This is a genomic window from Pseudomonas putida, from assembly GCF_004357765.1.
GTDB classification, from domain to species: Bacteria; Pseudomonadota; Gammaproteobacteria; order Pseudomonadales; family Pseudomonadaceae; genus Aquipseudomonas; species Aquipseudomonas putida_U.
In genome coordinates, this window is the sequence record NZ_SMTE01000001.1 from 232,498 (window position 1) to 253,435 (window position 20,938).

23 protein-coding genes and 1 pseudogene are annotated in these 20,938 nt (G+C 62.8%); 10 read left to right on the top strand and 14 right to left on the bottom strand.

Annotated elements, in window-relative coordinates; translation table 11 throughout:
- Positions 1-21: 21 nt before the first annotated feature.
- Both E2H86_RS01105 and E2H86_RS01110 read right to left on the bottom strand, forming a co-directional pair.
- Positions 22-573, bottom strand: a complete 552-nt coding sequence (locus E2H86_RS01105) for an ATP-dependent Clp protease proteolytic subunit (RefSeq protein ID WP_133324013.1) — start codon at positions 571-573, stop codon at positions 22-24.
- 45 nt (positions 574-618) lie between these two features.
- Positions 619-1,014, bottom strand: a complete 396-nt coding sequence (locus E2H86_RS01110) for a low affinity iron permease family protein (RefSeq protein ID WP_133324014.1) — start codon at positions 1,012-1,014, stop codon at positions 619-621.
- A gap of 203 nt (positions 1,015-1,217) precedes the next feature.
- Here E2H86_RS01110 and E2H86_RS01115 point away from each other — a divergent pair, with 203 nt between their 5' ends.
- The 5 genes from E2H86_RS01115 to E2H86_RS01135 are packed head-to-tail and all read left to right on the top strand — an operon-like array spanning position 1,218 to position 5,455.
- On the top strand, positions 1,218-2,135 hold the full coding sequence (locus tag E2H86_RS01115; protein WP_133324015.1) for a DUF72 domain-containing protein: 918 nt from the start codon (positions 1,218-1,220) through the stop codon (positions 2,133-2,135).
- On the top strand, positions 2,132-2,917 hold the full coding sequence (locus E2H86_RS01120) for an endonuclease/exonuclease/phosphatase family protein (RefSeq protein WP_133324016.1): 786 nt from the start codon (positions 2,132-2,134) through the stop codon (positions 2,915-2,917). The genes E2H86_RS01115 and E2H86_RS01120 overlap by 4 nt, the downstream gene beginning before the upstream one ends.
- Positions 2,914-4,116, top strand: coding sequence for a cardiolipin synthase ClsB (gene clsB, locus E2H86_RS01125; protein WP_133324017.1), 1,203 nt, complete (start codon positions 2,914-2,916; stop codon positions 4,114-4,116). Before E2H86_RS01120 ends, clsB begins: the two co-directional genes overlap by 4 nt.
- Positions 4,116-5,063 (top strand): lysylphosphatidylglycerol synthase domain-containing protein, encoded by a 948-nt coding sequence (locus E2H86_RS01130; protein ID WP_133324018.1) that lies wholly within the window; start codon positions 4,116-4,118, stop codon positions 5,061-5,063. Before clsB ends, E2H86_RS01130 begins: the two co-directional genes overlap by 1 nt.
- A gap of 14 nt (positions 5,064-5,077) precedes the next feature.
- Complete coding sequence (locus E2H86_RS01135) at positions 5,078-5,455, top strand: termination factor Rho (RefSeq protein ID WP_133324019.1); 378 nt, start codon at positions 5,078-5,080, stop codon at positions 5,453-5,455.
- Positions 5,456-5,504: 49 nt separating this feature from the next.
- On the opposite strand, the gene E2H86_RS01140 is transcribed toward E2H86_RS01135, so the two are convergent.
- The gene (locus E2H86_RS01140; protein ID WP_133324020.1) at positions 5,505-5,735 is read right to left on the bottom strand and encodes a metallothionein; all 231 of its coding nucleotides are present in this window, start codon (positions 5,733-5,735) and stop codon (positions 5,505-5,507) included.
- A complete protein-coding gene (locus tag E2H86_RS01145) occupies positions 5,732-6,199 on the bottom strand; it encodes a phosphotransferase system, HPr-related protein (protein ID WP_133324021.1) in 468 nt (155 codons plus the stop codon). Before E2H86_RS01145 ends, E2H86_RS01140 begins: the two co-directional genes overlap by 4 nt.
- A 156-nt stretch (positions 6,200-6,355) precedes the next feature.
- Between E2H86_RS01145 and ligD the strand changes: the two genes are divergently transcribed.
- The 5 genes from ligD to E2H86_RS01170 are packed head-to-tail and all read left to right on the top strand — an operon-like array spanning position 6,356 to position 11,969.
- Complete coding sequence (gene ligD, locus E2H86_RS01150) at positions 6,356-8,851, top strand: DNA ligase D (RefSeq protein ID WP_133324022.1); 2,496 nt, start codon at positions 6,356-6,358, stop codon at positions 8,849-8,851.
- Positions 8,852-8,903: 52 nt separating this feature from the next.
- Positions 8,904-9,947 carry an acyl-CoA dehydrogenase family protein gene (locus tag E2H86_RS01155; RefSeq protein WP_133324023.1) on the top strand — a complete coding sequence of 348 codons (1,044 nt, stop codon included), beginning with the start codon at positions 8,904-8,906 and terminating at the stop codon, positions 9,945-9,947.
- Positions 9,944-10,699, top strand: coding sequence for a PIG-L deacetylase family protein (locus E2H86_RS01160; RefSeq protein ID WP_133324024.1), 756 nt, complete (start codon positions 9,944-9,946; stop codon positions 10,697-10,699). Before E2H86_RS01155 ends, E2H86_RS01160 begins: the two co-directional genes overlap by 4 nt.
- An 11-nt stretch (positions 10,700-10,710) precedes the next feature.
- Positions 10,711-11,310 (top strand): class I SAM-dependent methyltransferase, encoded by a 600-nt coding sequence (locus tag E2H86_RS01165; protein WP_133324025.1) that lies wholly within the window; start codon positions 10,711-10,713, stop codon positions 11,308-11,310.
- Positions 11,307-11,969, top strand: a complete 663-nt coding sequence (locus E2H86_RS01170; protein ID WP_133324026.1) for a glycosyltransferase — start codon at positions 11,307-11,309, stop codon at positions 11,967-11,969. The genes E2H86_RS01165 and E2H86_RS01170 overlap by 4 nt, the downstream gene beginning before the upstream one ends.
- Before the next feature lie 8 nt (positions 11,970-11,977).
- Here the strand turns inward: E2H86_RS01170 and ku are convergent, their stop codons facing one another.
- The 10 genes and pseudogenes from ku to E2H86_RS01220 form a co-directional block, all read right to left on the bottom strand.
- The gene (gene ku, locus E2H86_RS01175; RefSeq protein ID WP_133324027.1) at positions 11,978-12,820 is read right to left on the bottom strand and encodes a non-homologous end joining protein Ku; all 843 of its coding nucleotides are present in this window, start codon (positions 12,818-12,820) and stop codon (positions 11,978-11,980) included.
- Between the two features lie 87 nt (positions 12,821-12,907).
- Entirely contained in the window at positions 12,908-13,813 is a 906-nt protein-coding gene (locus E2H86_RS01180) for an SDR family oxidoreductase (protein ID WP_133324028.1), read from the bottom strand.
- A 117-nt stretch (positions 13,814-13,930) separates the two neighbouring features.
- Positions 13,931-14,512, bottom strand: a complete 582-nt coding sequence (locus E2H86_RS01185) for a phosphorylase family protein (RefSeq protein ID WP_133324029.1) — start codon at positions 14,510-14,512, stop codon at positions 13,931-13,933.
- Between the two features lie 140 nt (positions 14,513-14,652).
- Positions 14,653-15,609, bottom strand: coding sequence for a methyltransferase (locus E2H86_RS01190; RefSeq protein ID WP_133324030.1), 957 nt, complete (start codon positions 15,607-15,609; stop codon positions 14,653-14,655).
- Positions 15,609-16,940: an iron-containing redox enzyme family protein gene (locus E2H86_RS01195; protein ID WP_133324031.1), complete on the bottom strand. Its 1,332-nt coding sequence runs from the start codon at positions 16,938-16,940 to the stop codon at positions 15,609-15,611. The genes E2H86_RS01190 and E2H86_RS01195 overlap by 1 nt, the downstream gene beginning before the upstream one ends.
- 25 nt (positions 16,941-16,965) lie before the next feature.
- Positions 16,966-17,160 (bottom strand): hypothetical protein, encoded by a 195-nt coding sequence (locus E2H86_RS01200; RefSeq protein ID WP_133324032.1) that lies wholly within the window; start codon positions 17,158-17,160, stop codon positions 16,966-16,968.
- 63 nt (positions 17,161-17,223) lie between these two features.
- Positions 17,224-17,337: pseudogene (locus tag E2H86_RS01205) on the bottom strand (KGG domain-containing protein); the annotation flags it as partial.
- Positions 17,338-17,594: 257 nt separating this feature from the next.
- Complete coding sequence (locus E2H86_RS01210; protein ID WP_133324034.1) at positions 17,595-18,881, bottom strand: NTP/NDP exchange transporter; 1,287 nt, start codon at positions 18,879-18,881, stop codon at positions 17,595-17,597.
- Positions 18,882-18,885: 4 nt separating this feature from the next.
- On the bottom strand, positions 18,886-19,797 hold the full coding sequence (locus tag E2H86_RS01215) for an aldo/keto reductase (RefSeq protein WP_133324035.1): 912 nt from the start codon (positions 19,795-19,797) through the stop codon (positions 18,886-18,888).
- A gap of 82 nt (positions 19,798-19,879) precedes the next feature.
- A complete protein-coding gene (locus tag E2H86_RS01220; RefSeq protein WP_133324036.1) occupies positions 19,880-20,758 on the bottom strand; it encodes a Dyp-type peroxidase in 879 nt (292 codons plus the stop codon).
- Positions 20,759-20,938 lie beyond the last annotated feature (180 nt).

A 20,938-nucleotide genomic window follows, 5' to 3' on the forward strand; every position in this document is an offset into this window, starting at 1 on the left:
GCTGCACCCCGCCGTCCATGCTCAGGCATGGACGCTCCACTGACTGGCATCGGTTTCGATGGGCTTGTCTTCGATGGCATGAATCATCCCGCTCTGCAGCGCCTCCTGCGGTCCGAGAATGCGCGGGTATGCCATCAGGTACCGCTGCACATCCAGAACCTCGCTACTGCCTTGGGTCCGTTCGGCGACGATCTGTGCATACAACTGCAAGTCGTAGTCGAGGCTCATGGCATATTCGGCCATGCGCGAATGATCCACCGAACCATGCAGGGTCCAATGGAAGGGATGGAACAGAAACTTGCTGTGAGCGCACGCCGTACGCCGCTCGCCTGCCAGGAACAGGATGTTGCCCATCGACTCGACCGTACCCAGGTTATGGGTGTGTACAGGCACCGGCAGTGTGCGCAGAAAGTTGTAAAGAGTGAAGCCATAACTGCATTCCCCACCCATGGTGGCGATATTGAGCTGAAGTACGTCAGCCCCTTGATGCAACACCTTGGCACAGGTGCTGATCAGGTTGCCGCAGGTCGATGAATTGATCGGACCGGTGAAGTGAATGATGTGTCTGGACATGCGACCTCCGGATTTGGCGGTTCGTTGTCGAATTGGCGCAGACGCTCATTCGGCGTCTTGAGTCGGCTGGTCGGAGCTTCGCTGCTTATGCTCCTGGTCTTCCCCCAAGCGTTGATACTGCTGCCGCAGCGCATGCAGTTGCGCAGGATCCATGTCCTCCAGATCCAACAACGCCTTGTGGGCACGCTTGGTGGTGCGCAGCAGTTCGTCGATCTTGATGTGCAAGACATCGTTGTCGCGGTTCTGGGTGTTCTGGATCAGGAAGACCATGAGGAAAGTGATGATGGTGGTCGACGTGTTGATCACCAATTGCCAGGTGTCGTTGTAGTCGAACAAGGCGCCGCTGAGTGCCCAGATCACGATCAATGCCAGGGCCACACCGAAGGTCAGCGGCCGTCCGGCCCAGTTGGCCAGCCATTGGGCGAAACGCTCGAATCTCATGTCATCGGTCCTCCATCGCGTGCTCCGCTTATGGGTGGAATCGCCGGCGACAGCAAAGTTCAACTTGCCGGTGCTGCTGCGGCCATCGATCAATCGACCTGAACCCTTGCCCCTCTCGGCCTGTCGCAATTCAAGGGCCGACGGCAACGCTTGCAAGGCCCTCAGATAAAGGCAGGTTTCGCAGAGCTTCGAGGAGGAAGGTAGTGAGCGATATCCGCATCGGCATATCCGGGTGGCGCTATGGCCCGTGGCGCAAGGATTTCTACCCCAAGGGCCTGCGCCAGGACGATGAGCTGGCGTTTGCCTCGCGGGCGGTCAACAGCATCGAAATCAATGGCTCGTTCTACGCACTGCAAACCCCCGATCGCTATCTGCAATGGCACCGGCAGACCCCGGACGACTTTGTGTTTTCGGTAAAGGGTCCTCGCTACATCACCCATCTGCGACGCCTGAAAGAGATCGAAGAACCCCTGGCCAACTTCTTCGCCTCAGGGCCGTTGCTGCTGGGTGACAAACTCGGCCCGTTTCTCTGGCAGTTCCCCCCGAACATGCGCTACGACGAAGCCCGCTTCAGCCATTTCCTGCAATTGCTGCCACATGATCGCAGGGCCGCGCGCCGTTGCGCCGAACGCTGTGCCGAGGGCCTGCAAGGCAATGGCGGCACGGCGATAAAAGGCAATGCCCGACTGCGACATGCAGTGGAAGTCCGTCATGACAGCTTTCTCTGCGAGAGCTTCATCAAGCTGCTACGCAAGCATAAGGTGGCGCTGGTGGTGGCCGACAGCGCCGGTAAGTGGCCCTACGTCGAGGATGTGACGGCCGACTTCGTCTACCTGCGCCTGCATGGCGATGTCGAACTCTACAGCAGTGGCTACACCGCGCGGGCCCTACGTCGCTGGAAGCAGCGAATCCAGTGCTGGAGCAGCGGCGGCCAAGCCGACGATGCGCAATTGGTCATCCCAAAGGCGGCCCCCCGACGCGCTTCGCGGGATGTGTATTGCTATTTCGACAACGACCAGAAGGTCCATGCCCCCTACGATGCCCGTCGGTTGCTGGAAAAGCTCGATCTCGACCATGACCTGCTCACCGAGCCAGGCGCCTTGCCGGAGGTGGCCCTGTGAACCCGACCCTGACCACACCTCGCTGCATCATCGACAAGGTCACCTCGGTGAACCGCCTGACCGTGCTGACGATCAACGTGCACAAGGGATTCACCTTCTTCAACCGTAAGTTCATCCTCCCCGAACTTCGCGAAGCGGTGCGTGCGACCGGCGCCGACCTGGTGTTCCTGCAAGAGGTGCATGGCAGCCACCAGCAGCATGCCGAGCGTCATCCGACTTGGCCGCAGGCGCCACAGTACGAGTTTCTCGCCGACAGCATGTGGCCGCAGTTCGCTTACGGCCGCAATGCCGTGTATCCCCATGGCGACCACGGCAATGCCTTGCTGTCGAAATTCCCCATCATCGAGCACCACAATCTGGACGTTTCGGTCGCCGGCAATGAACAGCGCGGCTTGCTTCATTGCCGCCTGGAAGTGCCCGGCCACGCGCAGGTACATGCTATTTGCGTGCATCTGGGCCTGCGCGAAGCCCATCGGCAAAGCCAGATCCGGTTGCTGCTGGAATTGCTCGACAAGCTACCCGCCAAAGCCCCCGTGATCATCGCCGGCGACTTCAACGATTGGCGGTTGAAGGCCGATGCGGTGTTGTCCGAACACCTGGTCGAGGCGTTCGGCGAGCGATTCGGCAGCCCAGCGCGCAGCTTCCCTGCCCGCCTGCCGCTGCTGCGCCTGGATCGCATCTACCTGCGCAACGCCCTGCCCTGCCAGGCGCAGGTGCTGACGAAATATCCGTGGTCGCACCTCTCCGACCACGCCCCTTTGGTTGCGGAGATCAACCTATGAACCGACCGTGGCTGGACGGCAACAATGTCGAGCTGTTGATCAATGGCGAAGCCTATTACCCGCGGGTATTCGAGGCCATGAGCCAGGCCCAGGAGGAAATACTCCTGGAAACCTTCATTTTCTTCGATGACAAGGTCGGACAGCAGCTGCAACAGGTGCTGATCGATGCCGCACGCCGCGGTGTGCGGGTGGAAGTCGTGGTGGACGGCTATGGTAGCGCGGACCTGCCCGACCCCTTCATCGCCGCGATGACCGACGCCGGGGTGAATTTCCATGCCTTCGACCCGCAACCGCGCCTGGCCGGCATGCGCACCAACCTATTCCGCAGGTTGCACCGCAAGATCGTGGTGATCGACGGCGCCCGGGCATTCATCGGGGGCATCAACTACAGCGCCGATCATCTGGGGGACTACGGTCCAATGGCCAAGCAGGACTACGCGGTCGAAGTGACCGGCCCGGTGGTGGCGCAGATCCACGCCGCTAGCCGGCGCCTGATGTCGCCGGTACTGCAACCTCCCAGCGAAGTACGCCCGCAGATCCAGGCGACCGGCCAGGTCACCGCCGTGATGGTCGAGCGCGACAACGGCCAGCGCAGCACCGCGATCGAGGCCCGCTATCTTGAAGCATTGCGCGGGGCGCAGCGACGCATCATCGTCGCCAACGCCTACTTCTTCCCTGGGTATCGCTTGCTGCGCGAACTGCGCAACGCCGCCCGCCGTGGCGTGGAAGTGACCCTGATCCTGCAGGGTCAGCCAGACATGCGCTGGGTCCGCGCCCTGTCTCGACTGCTTTACAACTACCTGCTGCGCGACGGCGTTCACATTCACGAATACTGCCGCCGCCCGCTGCACGGCAAGGTGGCGCTGGTCGATGACGAGTGGTCTACGGTGGGGTCGAGCAACCTCGACCCGCTGAGCCTTTCGCTGAACCTGGAGGCCAATTTGTTCATACGCGACCGCACCTTCAACCAGCAACTTGCCCAGCACCTGCAAAGCCTGGCCGCCCAGCAATGCAAACCGGTGACCCTCGAACGCATGGTCCGTGGCTACTGGTGGCGTGCGCCGCTGATCTTTGCCTGCTTCCACGCAATCCGCCAGTTCCCGCGAATTGCCGGCTGGCTCCCTGCCCACCGCCAGCGGCTGCGTTCGGTGCAGCCGGAGAGCGAGGCCCATGGTGATCTGCACGAGGGCAATACCTGATGGCGCACAAAGCTTGGCACATTTGGGGCAAGCGGCTGCTCACGCTGCTGTTCGTGATACTGATCCCGACGTTGCTGTATCTGCTGGCGCGCAACCTTGATTGGAATGAAGTACGGCAGTCATTGCTGGCATACGAGCCGGGCACCCTGGCCATCGGGCTGGTACTTGCGCTGTGCAGTTATGCCACCTTCGCCAGCTACGATCTGCTCGCCCGAACCTATACCGGCCACAACCTGCCGGCCCGGCAGGTGCTGCCGGTGGCGTTCGTCTGCTATGCGTTCAACCTCAATTTCACCACCTGGGTCGGCGGCGTGGCCTTACGCTATCGACTGTATGGCCGCCTGGGCCTGGACACGCCGACCATCACCCGGATCCTCACGCTCGGCCTGCTGACCAATTGGATGGGTTACATGCTGCTGGCCGGCACGGTATTCGCCTTGCGCCTGGTCGAATTACCGGCGAACTGGGCGGTCGGCGCCACCGGGCTGCAGTTGATCGGCGTGGTGCTGCTTGCCATCTCCTTGGGCTACCTGCTGGCCTGTGGCTTCGCCAAGAAACGCACGTGGCGATGGCGTGACCACGAGGTGACATTGCCCTCGCTGCGCCTGGCGCTGTGCCAGGTCGCCCTGGGAGCCAGCAATTGGGCGCTGATGGCGGCTCTGATCTACTGGTTGCTGCCAGGCGAAGCGTTCTACCCCTCGATCCTGGGCATCTTGCTGATCAGTTGCGTGGCCGGCGTCGTCGCACATATCCCGGCGGGGCTCGGGGTGCTGGAAACCGTGTTCCTTGCCCTGCTGCACGATCAGATCAAGCAAGGCACCCTGGTCGCCGCATTGCTGGGGTATCGCACGTTGTACTACCTGATTCCCCTGGTGCTGGCCGTCCTCACCTACCTGGTGCTGGAAAAACGCGCCAAGGCCATGCGCCAACGCGTCAAACCAACCTGAAGGAGATTCCGACCATGCCTCGCGGAGACAAGGACAAATACACTGACAAGCAAAAACGCAAAGCCGAGCATATCGAGGACGAGTACGAGGCCAAGGGCTTGTCCAAAGACGAGGCCGAGGCGCGTGCCTGGGCCACGGTCAACAAACAGTCCGGTGGTGGTGAGCGCAAAGGAGGCTCGGGGCGCCAGAAAAGTACAGCGGCCAAGGCCAAGTCGCGGGAGGCATCGGCCAAGCGCGCAGTAGCCACCAAGCGCGGGGTACCGCGACCTGGCGAGCAGTTGGCTGATCTGACCAAGGCAGAGTTGATGGATCGGGCGCGAAAGCGCGATATCACCGGTCGTTCGACGATGAACAAGGCCCAGTTGCTGGAAGCGTTACGAAAATCTCACTGATTACACGCGAACCCGGGCCAAGCCCGGGTCTTTCGCGAGGGGGTCCGGGTCAGGGCGAAATCGGATCACTGGCGGGAAAAGTCTCATCCAACGCATTGTCCACGCTGGTTTCCTTGGGCTGCTCCGCCTCACCACAATGGCAGTCGGCCATGCGGCACGGCTCGCCATTGCGGTGGCCGGTGGCGCATGCCTCGCAGCAATAAGCCTTGTCACCCTGGGTCACGGTATTGCCATCGACCGTGCAGTGGCAGTGGTTACAGGCACAACGTACATCGCTCATCGGTCGGTACTCCCTTCTTCATCGATCACATCGTCGCTCCAGGGTTCGCCATCGAGCGGCGCCGAACGTGCCAGTTCAGCCTCGTCGAGGCCGATGCCGCCGCCAATTTCCTCAGCGTCGACCCGGCGCAAGCGCTTGTCAGCCGGGCCCCCGGCACCGCCTGGCTCATGAGGGTCGCGAGCGCCGGTTTCGTCGAGCAAGGTGTCGGGGCTCAAATCGTCATAGGTGACGTTGTCTTCATGCAGACTGTCGCTCAGGGCTTCGCCGCCAGTCATGCCGCTTTCGGCAACCCGTCGGCTGGGAAACTCTTGCGCAACTTCCTGTGCCGGCCGTTCGTCTCCCGCCCGGCCTTGGCGCTCGTCGTTGCGTTCGCTGAAGTCCAGTTCGTGAACGCTGCCCATACGGTCCTCGGTGTCATCGATTTCGCTCGGAACGTAGGTCTTGGGATCGTCTGGTCGAGACATCTCGTTTCTCCGTCAGGTGGCTATAACCGGTCGACCATCTGGTCCAGGCAATGATTCAGAGTTTCTTCGTGCCAGTCTCCTGCTGCGTAAAGATTGAACTCCTCCGAGCGCTCTCGCCTCCCAATTGAAGACACCGCGAGCCGTCTCGGAGCCGTCATGGCCAAGCCCCTGCAGGAGTACAACCGCAAACGCGATTTCAACGCCACGCCCGAGCCCAGTGGAGCTCGTAGCCGCGGCAAGCGTGAACATGCGCTGCGTTTTTGTATCCAGAAGCACGATGCCAGCCATCTGCACTACGACTTTCGCCTGGAACTCGACGGCACGCTCAAGAGCTGGGCCATTCCCAAGGGGCCGTCTCTGGATCCCAAGGTGCGCCGCTTGGCCGTGCACGTCGAAGACCATCCTCTGGACTACGCCGATTTCGAAGGCCATATCCCCGAAGGCCACTATGGTGCCGGCGATGTCATCGTCTGGGACCGCGGCGTCTGGGAGCCCGAGGGCGATCCCCAAGCCGCCTACACCAAAGGCAAGCTGCGCTTTCGCCTGCAGGGCGAGAAGCTTGCCGGTATCTGGAACCTGTTCCGCACCCGTCTGGCCGGTAAAAAGGAGCAATGGATGCTGGTCAAGTCGCACGACGGCGAGGCGCGCAGCGAAGCCGATTACAGCATTGTCGAGGCGCAACCGGACAGTGTGCTCAGCGACCGTACCCTGATCCCGCGCAAGGCCAAGACCCCAGCAGCGCCTCGCCGCCGCTCAGCTGCGAAACCTGCGAAACCTCCGAAACCTGCGAAGAAAGCCCCTCTGCCCGATCACCTGCAACCGCAGTTGGCGACACTGGTCGACTCGCCGCCAAGCGGCGATTGGCGCTACGAAGTGAAGTTCGATGGTTACCGCATTCTCGCCCGTATCGATGGCGATCAGGTGCGCCTGTTCACCCGCAATGGCCACGACTGGAGCGCCAAGATGCCGCATCAGGTCGCTGCGCTACGTGCGCTGGGGTTGGACTCGGCGTGGTTGGACGGCGAAATGGTGGTGATGGACGAACACGGCGCCACCGACTTTCAGGCGTTGCAGAACGCCTTCGATACCGAAGACGACGAGCGCATCACCTACTACGTGTTCGACCTGCCCTACCTCGGTGGCCAGGACCTGCGGCAACAACCGCTACAGGCGCGCCGCGACGCCCTGCGTCAGGTGCTGCAACACAAACCGTGCGCGCTGCTCAAATACTCGGAAAGCTTCGATCAACCGGTCGACTCGCTGCTTGCCAGCGCCTGCCAGCTGAAGCTCGAAGGTCTCATCGGCAAGCGTGTCGACAGCCCCTATCAGGGCAAGCGCAGCGCTGACTGGATCAAGCTCAAGTGTCAGCAGCGCCAGGAGTTCGTGATCATCGGTTTCACCGACCCCAAGGGCAGCCGCAGTGGCTTCGGCGCCCTGCTGTTGGCCTTGCATGACGCAGACAAGGGCGAACTGCGTTATGCCGGTAAAGTCGGTACGGGCTTCAACGCCACCACCCTGGCCAGTATCCATGAACGGCTCAAACCGCTGGAAATCGCCAAGTCGGCGTTGTCCAAGCCTCCGACCGGGGCCGATGCCCGTGGCGTGCACTGGCTCAAGCCACACCTGTTGGCCGAGGTCGCGTACGCCCAGATGACCCGCGACGGCGTGGTTCGCCACTCGGTGTTCCACGGCCTGCGCGACGACAAACCTGCCACCGATATCGACCTGGAGCGCGCCATGTCGCACAAGACCGCATCCAAGCCGGCCGACAAGAACCTGGGCAAGCTGCGCCTGACTCACCCCGATCGGGTGATCGACGCCACCTCCGGCGTGACCAAGCGCGACGTCGCTGCCTACTACGCCGAGGTCAGTGCCTGGTTGATGCCGCACCTCAAGCACCGTCCCGTGGCCCTGGTACGCGCCCCGGACGGCTTGGCCGGCGAACTGTTCTTTCAGAAGAACGCCGGCCAGTTGCACATTCCCAACGTGCTCACCTATGACAAAGCCGAAGCCGGCCAGACAGCGATGGTGATCAACCGCCCCGAATCCCTGCTCGGCGCGGTGCAGATGAACACGCTCGAACTGCACACCTGGAACGCCACCGACAAGGACTTCGACAAACCCGACCGCTTTGTCCTCGATCTCGATCCGGATCCAGCGTTGCCCTGGAAGGCCATGCTCGAGGCGACCCAACTGACCCTCACTCTGCTCGACGAACTGGGCTTGAAGGTGTTCATCAAGACCAGCGGCGGCAAGGGGATCCATCTGGTGGTGCCGTTGAGTCGGCGAGCCGGCTGGGACGAGGTAAAGGATTTCAGCCATGCCATCGTGACCTACCTGGCCAAGCTGTTCCCCGACCGCATCAGCGCCGTTTCAGGGCCAAAGAACCGCGTGGGACGAATCTTCATCGACTACCTGCGTAACGGCAAGGGCGCCACCACCGTCAGCGCCTATTCGCTGCGCGCGCGCGAGGGGCTGCCGGTATCGGTGCCGATCTGGCGTGACGAACTGACCCAGCTCAAGGGCGCCAACCAGTGGCACATCGGCAACATCGCTGAGCGCCTGGCCGAGGTCGACGACCCCTGGGCCGACATGACCAAGACCCGCCAATCGATCACCGCCCGCATGCGCAAGCAGATGGGGCTGACCTGATGGCGCGCCGGATCCGATCGTTGCAGCAGACCATGGCAGTGGAGCCGTATACATGAGCATCATCCAGGACTTCGACCTGAACAATTTGGATCGTCTGCTACGCAGCTTTTCCCAGCGTGCGCAGCCACTGAACCTCGATACCCAGCTGCCCGAGCTGATGCACGCCTTGCAAGCCGATCAACTCGACCTGCTGCCGTTGCCTGGTCAGGGCCATACGCTGCGGCGCTGGCAGACCTTGGCGCGCGTGGCCGGCTGCGACCTGGCCTTGGCCAAGCTCTATGAAGGTCATACCGATGCCCTGGCGATTCTCGCCGAATGCAGTGCAGCCCACCACGCTCGCACGGGTATCTGGGGCGTGTGGGCTGCCGAGCCGCCCGATGCGCGCACGAGGATCGTCGCCCGGGAAGGTGAACAGGTGCGCCTGTCCGGGCGCAAGGCTTGGTGCTCAGGCGCCCTGCAGATCGACCGGGCCTTGATCACCGCCTGGGCTGACGACGACCAACCACAACTGGTGGCCATCGACCTGGCTGATGGCGGCCAACAGCTGCAGGTCGAGCGTTGGCAGGCCCTTGGCATGGCGACGACCACCAGCGTGGAACTGGAATTCGACGATGCGCCGGGGATCGCCATCGGCCGTCCTGGGCAGTACCTGACCCGCCCCGGCTTCTGGCACGGCGGCGCGGGTATCGCGGCCTGCTGGTACGGTGCCGCCGAAGCGCTGGCCGACTATCTGCGCGAGCACTGCCGCAAGCCTCGTCCCGATCCGCATGCCCAGGCACACCTGGGTGCAGTGGATGCCGCCTTGTACGGTGCCCGCGCCAGCTTGCGCGAATGCGCGGCGTGGATCGACCAACAACCCACTGCCGATGCCAGCTTCGAAGTACGTCGGACGCGGGCTCAGGTCGAACAGGCAGTCGATCAGGTCATCCATCACGTCGGTCGGGCGCTAGGGGCCACACCGTTCTGCCGCAGCCCGCACTTTGCGCGCCTGAGCGCCGACTTACCGGTATTTTTGCGCCAGAGTCATGCCGAACGGGATCTGGCCGGGCTCGGCCAACAGTTGGCACAGATGCCTGCAGGAGCTTGGCAGTTATGACCGAAAACCTGATCCAGGCCAGCAGCGGCACTCCGTGGTCGGCCTGGCAACACTCCGCGCACCTGGCCAGGGCCAGTTGGATGAGCCCCGAACAGTTGTGTCCGCCTGGACAGCGCCTGATCTTGCTGGCCCCCCACCCCGATGACGAGATTCTCATGGCCGGCGGCCTGCTCGGCGAATTTCGCGGCCGTGAACGGGACCTGGTGTTGATCTCCGCCACCGATGGCGAAGGCAGCCACCCAGGTTCGCAGCAGTGGACCGAACACCGCCTACGTCGCCAGCGCCCCTTGGAGAGCCGGCACGCGCTTGCGCAACTCGACCTCGACCTGAACCAGTTGGATTGGCGCCGCCTCAACCTCAAGGATGGCGACCTGCCACGTAACGAAGCGTTTCTGCTCAATCACCTCAACCAGTTGCTCAAGCCGGGCGACGTTGTGCTGACCACCTGGCGCGGCGATGGCCACTGCGACCACGAAGCCGTGGGCCGTGCAGCTGCCCAGGCCAGTCAGGCGCGCCAGGCACGCCTGGTGGAAGTACCGGTCTGGGCCTGGCATTGGGCACAACCGGACGACCCACGTCTGCCCTGGCCGCGCGCCCACCGCGTCCAACTGGACGAAGCCCAGGTCGCCCGCAAGCGCCAGGCCTTGGCAGCCCACGTCAGCCAATTGCAACCCGACCAGGACAAGCCGCCAGTGCTGCCTGCAACGCTACTGGATTGCTTACTGCAGCCTTTCGAACTGGTGTTTCTTTGAACGGAGTTTCCATGAGCCTCGATGCGCAATATTTCGCCGACCTTTACGCCACCGACGAAGACCCCTGGGCATTCCGCACCCGCTGGTACGAGCGGCGCAAGCGCGACTTGGTCATGGCCAGCCTGCCGCGCCAGTGCTATCAGCGGGTGTTCGAACCGGCCTGTGCCAACGGAGAGTTGAGCGCGGCACTGGCCGAGCGGTGCGCTGAGCTGCTATGCCAGGATCTGGATCCCACCGCAGTCGGCTTGGCCAGCGACCGCTTGGCGAATATGCCCAACACATCGGTTGCACAGGGTCGCCTGCCTGGGGATTGGCCAGGCGGGCGATTCGACCTGATCGTGCTCAGCGAGGTGGGTTACTACTTGGATCCGACCGACTGGTTGCAAGTGATCGAGCAGTCGATCCGCAGTCTGACCTACGACGGCGGACTGCTCGCCTGCCACTGGCGTCACCCCATTGCCGGGTGCCCCCAGGACGGTCGCGAAGTGCACGCCATGCTGGATCGGCACCTGCCGCTGTATCGGGTGTTCCGCCACGAGGAAGGCGACTTCCTGCTCGAGTACTGGGCCTGCCAGCCCAGTGTCATCGACCTGGACGAGACCTGCCCATGATCGCCGTGATCATTCCTGCGCACAACGAAGCCCGACGTCTGGGGCGTTGTCTCAAGGCGCTGCGCACGGCAGTGGCACTGGCCGAGCGCGAAGGGCACGACGTGCAGACCTTGGTAGTGCTCGACCGCTGCAGCGATGGCACCGCGATGATCGCCCGTCACCATGGGGTGGACACCCTGGAGGTCGATGCCGGAAATGTCGGCATGGCCCGCCGAGCCGGTGCTCAGTGGATGCTGGACCGCGGCGCACACTGGTTGGCCTGCACAGATGCCGACAGCCAGGTGCCGCCCCACTGGCTGGTCTCGCAGATGGCCTGCAACGCCGATGCGGTCTGCGGAACCGTGCATGTGGCGCGCTGGCAACCCTGGCAGAAAGCCTCGCTACGCAAGTTGTACCTGAGCCGCTATCGAGCCGAAGAAGGACATCGACACATCCACGGCGCCAACCTTGGCATCTGTGCACGCGCCTATCAACGGGCCGGAGGTTTCCAGCCACTGGCCGCCCATGAGGACGTGCGGTTGATCAGCGACCTGCAGGCCTTGGGCGCGCAGATCGTGTGGACCGCCCGGCACAGCGTGGCGACCAGCAGCCGGACCGACAGTCGCGCGCGAGAAGGCTTTGGCGATTACCTGTCCGGTTTGCAATCGATGATCAGCTGAGCCCCTGCTCAAGAGGCCTTACGAGAGCGCTTGGCCGGCTTCTTCTTGGCAGCCGGGGTGCTCTTGCCACCCAGGCTGCGCTTGAGCAGCTCGGTGAGATCGATGATGTCGGCTCCTTTCTGCCCCTGGCCGCCCTCTCCTTTTTCCACCACGCTGATCTTGCCCTTGCTGGCCTTTTCCTCGACCAGGTCGAGGATGGTCTCGCGGAAGGCATCGTGGTAGTCATCGGGGCTCCAGCTACCGCTCATGTCCTCCACCAGGCGCTTGGCCATGGTCAGCTCACGTTTGTCCACCTTGGCATCGGTCACGCTCTTGTCCAGTTCCAAGGTGTCCAGGCCGCGCACTTCTGCCGGCCAGCGCAGGGTGATGAGCACCAGCGCATCGTCCAGTGCGCGGAGCAAGGCCAGATGCTGCTTGGTATGCAGTACCACGGTGGCCAGGGCTACCTTGCCGGTGCTTTCCAAGGTTTCCCGCAGCAAGGCATACACCTTGCCGCCGCGCTTGTCAGGGCTGAGGTAATAGGGGGTATCGAAGTGCTGCAGCGGTATTTCGGATGCATCGACGAACGAGAAAATATCGATGGTCTGGGTCGCTTCTGGCCGCGCCGCATGGATTTCCTGCTCGCTGATCACCACATAACGCCCTTTTTCGTATTCGACGCCCTTGACGATGTCATCCTTATCGATTTCCTTGCCGGTGACCTTGTTTATCCGCTTGTAACCCACTGGTTCCATGCTGCGCTTGTCGAGCCAGTCAAAATCGACCCGCTCCGAGCGCACCGCGGAATTGAGCGACACCGGTATGTGCACCAGGCCGAAGCTGATCGCGCCTTTCCAGATTGCCCGAGCCATTTCATTGCTCCTATGGTAGGCGCCCTGACCCGCAGGGCGCTTTCCTCAGCAGACTCCGCACTGTGACGAAGGTTTAGCCGGCCTGCCCTACGGCAGAGGGTTGCCGCCGGTCACGCCGAACACTTCGCCAGTGATATAGCTTGACTCCTGGCTGGCAAGCAGCACATACAGAGGTGCGCATTCGGCAGGCTGACCCGGGCGTTTCATCGGCGTTTGGTTGCCGAATTCGGGGATTTTCTCAGGCGGCTGGCCACCGCTGGGCTGCAATACTGTCCAGATCGGTCCAGGCGCCACCGCATTGACCCGGATACCCCGCTCGATCACCTGCTTGGACAGAGCCTTGGTGAAGGCGACGATCGCCGCCTTGGTGGTGGCATAGTCCAGCAAGGTCGCCGAGGGTTGGTAGGATTGGATCGAAGCGGTATTGATGATGGTCGCACCGGCCGGCATCAACGGCACTGCGGCCTGACACAACCAGAACAACGCATACACATTGGTCTTCATGGTGTGGTCGAACTGCTCGTGGCTGATTTGGCCAATATCCTTGCGCGCTTCTTGCTTGCCTGCGACGTTGACCAGAATATCCAGCCCACCCAGCTGTTCGTGGGCCTGGTCGACCAGGGTCTTGCAGAACGCCTCGTCCTTGAGGTCGCCAGGAATCGCTATGGCCTTGCGGCCTTCAGCCTCGATCAGTTTGATCACCTCGCGGGCATCGGCCTGCTCGATCGGCATGTAGTTGAGTGCGATATCAGCCCCTTCACGGGCGAATGCCACCGCCACTGCACGGCCGATGCCGGAATCCGCGCCGGTGATCAGCGCTTTGCGCCCTGCCAGTCGGCCGAATCCTTTATAGGTGGCTTCGCCATGGTCCGGCTTGGGCTGCATGTCCGCGTCCAGGCCTGGTGCGGACTGGCCCTGGGAGGGAAACGGTGGGTGGGGATACTGCGTCAGCGGATTCTGCAGGCTGAACTGATCCTGGGGTTTGCTGGCCATTGGGAGCCTCCTCTGAGTAAAACCGTCGTGGCTCCTAAAGCGGGCCACCTAGGGTTTCGAGAAGGCTATCGGCGTCAAGGTTTGTTCGCGCCGCCCCCATGGCCGACCAATGGTCGATCAGTCGAACAGCGCCTTGGCGAAAGCCGCGGCGGCAAGGTGTACCTGGACCGACCAGTCGTCTGCCGCATCGCTGCCGGCGTCATCGGAGACATATTTCAAACACAGGAAGGGGATGCCTTCTTCGCGGGCGATCAAGGCCAATACGTAAGCCTCCATGTCGACCACGTCGTAGGGCGCCTCGCCATGCTGGGTCTCGAAATTGTCGCCGGTGCCGCAGATGCCCAACGGCAGGCCCGGCATGCTCAGGCCTTGCTCCAGGACCACCGGGATATCCGCGAAAGGCGTTTCGTAACGGGCGAATCCCAATGGCGTTACATCCATGTCCCGTTGCACGAAGCGTGTGCAGCACACCAGTTGACCCTTGCCATAACGAGGACTCCCAGCGGAGCCGAGGTTGACGATCAACTTGGGCCTGCGTCTCTGCAGCGCCTTGGTCAACGCGATGGCGGCATTGACCTTGCCGATCCCGGTGAACACCGCATCGACATGGCTGAAAGCATCGGCCGCTTCGGCCTCCAGGGCAAAGACAAAGAGGGTGTCTGCCAGCGCGACGCTGGTGTGTTCATCGATGTGGATCATGGGGCTTTCTTTCCGCAGTAAATGGCGCCCGGCCACTCTAAACGGCGTTGCTGATGGCTGCAAACCCCTTGGCAGCGCTTGTGTAACATCCTACGTCGGCCCCCTGTCACAGGCCTTGATCACGCGCGTGCGCACTGGCCTCAGCCGTTGCGGGTGACCGTCAGTACGACCGCTGCAATGCGCTCGACCTGCTGATAACCCGGCTCGCGCAGTTGTTCACCGAACACATCCGGGTCAATCTCGCGGTATACCCACGACCAGCGTGGGCCGGCCAGGCGCAGACGGATTGCCTCGAGCAAGGCATCCCGACCTTCGACCATCGCCACCCCCGTATACAACAGTAGCGTACCGCCTGGGCTGAGCCGCTCGCGGGCCTGCTCGACGATCCTCAGGGATAACTGTGCGCCCAAGGCGCCGCCGCCATGACGGTAGGTTCGCTCGCCGCCATCGAGCATGTAGGGTGGATTCGCCACGATCAGATCGAAGTTGCCGGCGATACCGTCGAGCAGGTCGCTGGGCTCAACCGACAGGTTGCCGACCCCCGCGAGCGCAGCATTGATGGCGGTATAGCGCAAGGCCAAGGGATTGATATCGACAGCGCTGACCTGCGCATGCTGCGCCGCACGGGCGATCAGGATGGCACCGAGGCCGCTGCCGCAGCCAATGTCCACCGCATGCTCGACACGGCTGGGGCGGCTTTGCAGATGATCGTGGATAACGTCGGCGAAACGGTAGCTGTCCGGACCGAAGAACACGGCGTCCGCGGTATCGGTCGGGTATGCCGAATGCACCAGCAGCAGATCGTCGAGGCTGGACCAGCGCACCGAGCTGCTCAGCAGCCCGCCCGGTTCGTTCACGATCACCTGGGCCAAGCGCAACTGCTCGAGTTCGTCAGCGGAAATCAGCGACGGTTCGAAGGGGCGGCTCCAGCCGAAGATGTCACGCAGCGTGTGCGCCTGTTCGGCTCCAGGGCGCCCATTGTTGTACGCGTGGGTTGCCGGCGTGACACACGTGAAGCGGTAGCCATCGGCACGCAAGCGGCGCCCGAGTTGCAACAGCGCAGCGTCCGCTTCGGTCTGTTCAGGGTCCAGTCGCATCAATGGGGTACCTCCTGGACGAGGCCCGTGGCGCGAATATAGGCCTGGGTGGCGAGCAATCCTTCTGGCAAGGCATGACGGTTGCCGCTCATTCGTTCGATCAGCGCGTCGACACTGTCGTGCGTCCCAGTCGGTGGCAACGGCTCCAGCGCCAGCTGCGCTTCCCAGCTTCCCGGCGCGACTCGGCGGGTCTGGCCCTGCCAATCGGCGGCGATCCAGTCGTACCACAGTTGTTTCTCATAGGCGTCGAATACCCCGAACATAGGCGCCGATGGGCCTTCGATCATACGCCACCAGCGGCTCTGCGCCGGGTCGCAACCGCGCTGGATCCAGCCTTGGTCCTGCATGGCCGCGAGAAAGCCTGGCATCAACCCTGGCTCGGCCAACCATTGGTTGATGGTGCGTTTCTGCAGCCGGCAGCGGTCGCAATGCATGAACTGACCGAACACCCGCTTGCGCTCCAGCGCAGCGAGCAATTCGGCCTGCAGGTCGAATCGCTCTATCAACGCGGGGGTGGCGGTACCCAGGTCGTTGAGCCGATAGCCATTGCGTACACGTCGATAAAAGCTTTCGCCAGCGTCCTCTGGGCACAGCAGGTGCAGCGCTTGTATGGCTTTCTGCGCATGGCCGCTGGCGGCGTTGTCGATCGTGACATGCAGTTGAAAGTAGTGTCCGTCGATGCCCAGTTCAGCCAGCTCGTAGGTGGTGATCAGCAGGTGCAAAGGCGGTTGCTCGTAACCCAGGTTATAGCCGATGACCTCAGGTAAGTAGTGCTCGCCATATTGGCCCAACGCCAGTTGCAAGGCACCAGAGAGGTAACGCTCATCGGCAAGAGGAAGCGTATCCACGCAGCCAAGGCGGCTAAGCAGGCGCTGATAGATCAATACATGGTTGCAACGAGGATCGCCGTCGCCCAACTCTTCGAGATACGTTCGAATCAATCCGTGGTAACGGGGATCGCGCCATCGCGGCAAGGTCGAATACAGCCATGCACCGTCCACCGCCTTGGTCGGAGCCACCTGCTGGATGAACCAGAGCGCGTGGGCACGGTTGCTGAAATAGCGCCGCGGCGCTCCTTGGTGACGTCGTTCGAGATAACCGGCATGGGCTTGGGCGACCTGGTTGGCATGCATGCGGCTCCAGGCCGGGAGCTGTGCAGGATCGGATGGAAGGTCATCGGACAAGGTCGCGGCCTGGTCCAATTGCCTGTCAAGCCAGGCTCGGCTGTCTCCCTCTACTCCCTGCAGCAAGCGGCGGTAACGCTGTTGCAGCGTATCATTGCCGCTTAGTGGGGTTACCAGCTGTGGGGTGTTGCAGGTCATGACCGTCATGCAGGGCTCCTGGGCAGGCTCTCGATCAACGATTCTCTTCCCGCGGCATCGGCTCGGGGTCGGGCGCCGGCTGTGGCGCAGGTTTGTCGGTGTTCTGCATTTGCACCGAGGATTTACTCTGGTCGCTACCCTGGGTCGCATGATCATCGTTGTCCCGATCGAAGCACCCCCCCAGCAAAGTCAGGCTGCCCAACAAGGCAATCAAGGGAAACAGGCGCATGGTATGTCCTCCGTCATGAATAGGTATGCAGTGCCAGGTCACCCTGGCACCGCGCTGCCTCACTTACGACCGGCCACCCTTGCGGCCCGACTCGCTGCTACGGCCACTTCCAGACTGCTGCCCGCCTTTGCGGCCGGCTTCGGAAGCTTTCTCGCGGTCGTTGGCGAAGTTGCCCGGGTTCTTGTTGCTGCCCTGGCTGCCGGTGCGGCTGTTGTCTTTCTTGTCCATGTTCTGACACCTCGTGTGGCTTTAGGGTGCACGGGCTCGCCCCGTACATAGGTTCGGAGTTCGGCGATAACGGCGGATTCGGTTTATTGCGGCGGGTTCGGACCGGTGGCGTTAAATACCGGTCGAATGCGTATTTGGTGCGACAGGTTACGCCCTGCCTCAGGTGGCTGGTGAGGTCCGCGGTCTGTTGACGATGGCTGGAACGGTTAACGACTTGCTTGACTGCTCTCCAGTCGCCGTTGGCGTCGGCCCAGCCAACCTCCTGTCAGCCCCCAACCCAATGCAATCGCTGCGCCGATCAGCATCGCCAGCTGTGGATGCTCGCCCAGCACGTCGAGACCGCGCTTGAGCCATCCGCTGAGCGCGTCGCCGCCCCGGTAGACCACGGTATCGATAAAGTTCTTGGCCTTGTACTTGTCCTCGGCCGGAATCACCGTGAACAGCATTTCCCTCCCCGGACGCACCAACGCGTACTCCCCAGCTCGGCGCACCACCATCACCACGACGAACACGGCGAACACCGGGGCCAATGCCAGCCACAGAAAACCCACGGCCATCACCAGCGGCACGGCCACCAGCAGCACGCCAACGCCCAAACGCCGAGCCAGGCGGCCGGTGATGAATAACTGGGTGAGGATCGCCAGTACCTGTACCACCGTGTCGATCAGGCCAAATACCTGGGTCTGCCGTGTGCGGTCAGGGAATGCCTCGCTGATCACCCGTGCCTGCTCGAAATACAGGAACGTACTGACGCTGGCCAGCAGTACCACGAACAAGGCGATACCCATCAGGTAGGGCGAGCGCAGGACTGCGCTGGCACCGGCGAAGGGGTTGCCGCCCAGAGGGCGGCTGGTGCCCCGCGCCTGGTCAGGCGTGTGCGGCTGAGCATCGCGCCAGCGCTGCAGGTATACGGTCGCGCCGATACTGCCAAGCAGTGCCAGAGCCGCCAGCACCAACAAGCCGGCATGGCCCAGGGGGGCGACCAACACCGTGCCGAGGACCGGTCCGCTCAGCCCGCCGAGGCTGGCACCGGCGGCGAGCAGGCCGAACAGGCGCTTGCCTTGCTCGGGGGAAAACAGGTCGGCCAGAACGCTCCAGGCCAGCGAAATGGTCAGCAGGTTGAATACCGAGAGCCAGATATAGAACGCCCGCGCATATCCGATGTGCTCAGGGTTACGTTGAAACAACACGGCGAACAACAGCAGGTTGCCGGCGAAGAATCCATAAGTCCACGGCAGAATGTGCCGGCGCCGGGCCTTGCTGGCCAACCAGCCGAATAGCGGCAGGCACGCCAGCGTGGCGATGAAGGTACCGGTGAACAGCCACTGCAGGTTGTCTACCCCTGCGGCAACCCCCATGGTCTCGCGCACCGGCCGCAACATGAAATAACCCGTGAACAACAAGTAGAACAGCAGCAACCCCGCCGCCACCGCCGGGCCTTCACCGGACTGGAGGTTAAAACCCTGGTGCAGGCGCCGCCGCCAGTGGGTCATGGTGTCACTCGAACTGCTTGATCAGCGCCTGCTGTTGCGCCGGGGTGAGCAAGGGTTCATGGCCGGCCTTGAGCTGGTCCACTTGCCGATCGGGGCGGCTGGTAGCCGGTATCACGGTGGTAACCGCCGGGTGGCTGATGGCGAACTTGAGAAAAAGCTGAGCCCAGCTGCCGATCCCGGCCTCGGCAGCCCAGCCCGGCAGTGCCTGGCCCTTGACCTTGGCGAACAACCGGCCATCGTCGAACGCGCGGTTGATCAACACGGCCACGCCCTTGTCCTGGCATAGGGGCAGCAACTCGCGCGCCGCCTCTGGGGCATTGACCGAGTAGTTGATCTGGATGAAGTCCAAGGGCTCGCTGCGCACGATACGGGCCACGTCATCCTGGCCGCTTCGCAGGTAGTGAGTGATGCCAATGTAGCGGGTCTTGCCCTGTTGCTTGAGCTCTCGGGCATAGGGCAACTGGGTGCGCCAGTCACGCAGATTATGCACCTGCAGCAGATCGACCTTGTCGGTGCGCAGGCTTGCCAGACTACCGCCCCACTGGGCCTTGGCATCGGCCAGGCTGTCGGCGGCGATTTTGGTGGCGAGGAAGCAGCGCGCGTGCCACCCGCCCTCCTCCAGCAACTGACCCAGGATGGCGTCGGCGCCTCCATAGTTGGGGGAGGTGTCGATGACCTTGCCACCGCCTTCGAAGAACGCCTTGAGTACGACCTTGAGCTGTTGGTACTGGGCAGAGTCCGGCTCGACCTCGAAGCTGCCTGAAGTGCCCGCGCCAATGACCGGCAGCGCTTCGCCGGTCGAAGGGATGGCGCGGGTCAGGAGACTGCGCTGGGCTGCAGCCTGCAGCCAGGGACTGACTGCAGCCAAAGCCCCCAAGGTCGCACCTGCGCGTAGGACATCACGGCGTGCGTACATGGCAAAGCTCCCGTCATCATTCGGAAACCTTCAAGGCTAGTCCGCCTGGCCCGCACCGGCGCGAGATTCTGTATCTGGATGTTTAGCCCAGTAGGTGCCGCAGGTCGATACCGTTATCGGCCATCGGCGGGCACCAGTAGTAGCCGCCGGTCAAGGGCCGGCTGAACCGGTACAGGGCATCGATGACGCCATCCTCCAGCCCGCTCATGCGGCGCAGTTGGATCTCGAACGCATCGAACGAACGCCCCAGGGCGACGAAGGCCAGGCCGGCGCCACGGGTGTCGGCCCAGGAAACCGAGCGGCGGACCATGAAGGCCTCGGGGCTGAAACTCTCCTGGGCAGTGCGCTTGACATGGGCGGATGCCGGCGCATCCTCGAGTTCTTCGTTATCGCTCAGACGACGGCCGATGATGTCATCCTGCTCCGGTTGCGGCAACGACTTGAAATAGTTCAGATCATGCTTCCACAACTGCACGGCGGCGAAGCTGGAGCCTGCCAGGCCGGCAACTTCGCCAGCGACGATCGCCGCCTCGACTGCATCATCGTCTCGGGGGTTTTCGGTACCGTCCTCATAACCGGTCAGGTCACGCCCGCCGCGGTGCAGAAAGCCATCGACGTGGTCCACCAGGCGCAGCGCCGGGCTCAGCATTTGCTCCAGTGCCTGGGCACGCAAATAGAGGTCACCACGCTCCTCGCCTCGCAGCCAGAGCCACAGCGCATGCTGGGTGCTCGGGTTTTCCACCACCGCGTCCAGTTGCGGGAACGGTCGCAGCCCTTCGATCTCACGGCCCAGGGCCTTGGTCAGGGGCGCACCGACGCCCAGGCTCAAGCGACGACCATCGACCTCGCCTTGCAGTGCGTGCAAGGCTGCAGGCAGCGCATCGAGCGAATCGATGGCGAAGAACAGGTGGCGGGCGTGCACAGGCACCGGAGTGGCAAGCAGACCTTGCTGGTACGGCATGAGAGACGGATCCTCGGCAAAAGCGGGAATGCTACTGCGCCCTGAGGCCCTTGGCCAGCGAAGCCGCTTGCACTGACACGGCGGGAAATTCCCTGGGCGGTAACAAAAGGTTACTAACGCCCGGTCTGCGACCTCAATGCTTGGCCACGACCGGCCTACACTGCTGCAAACCCTTCGCCC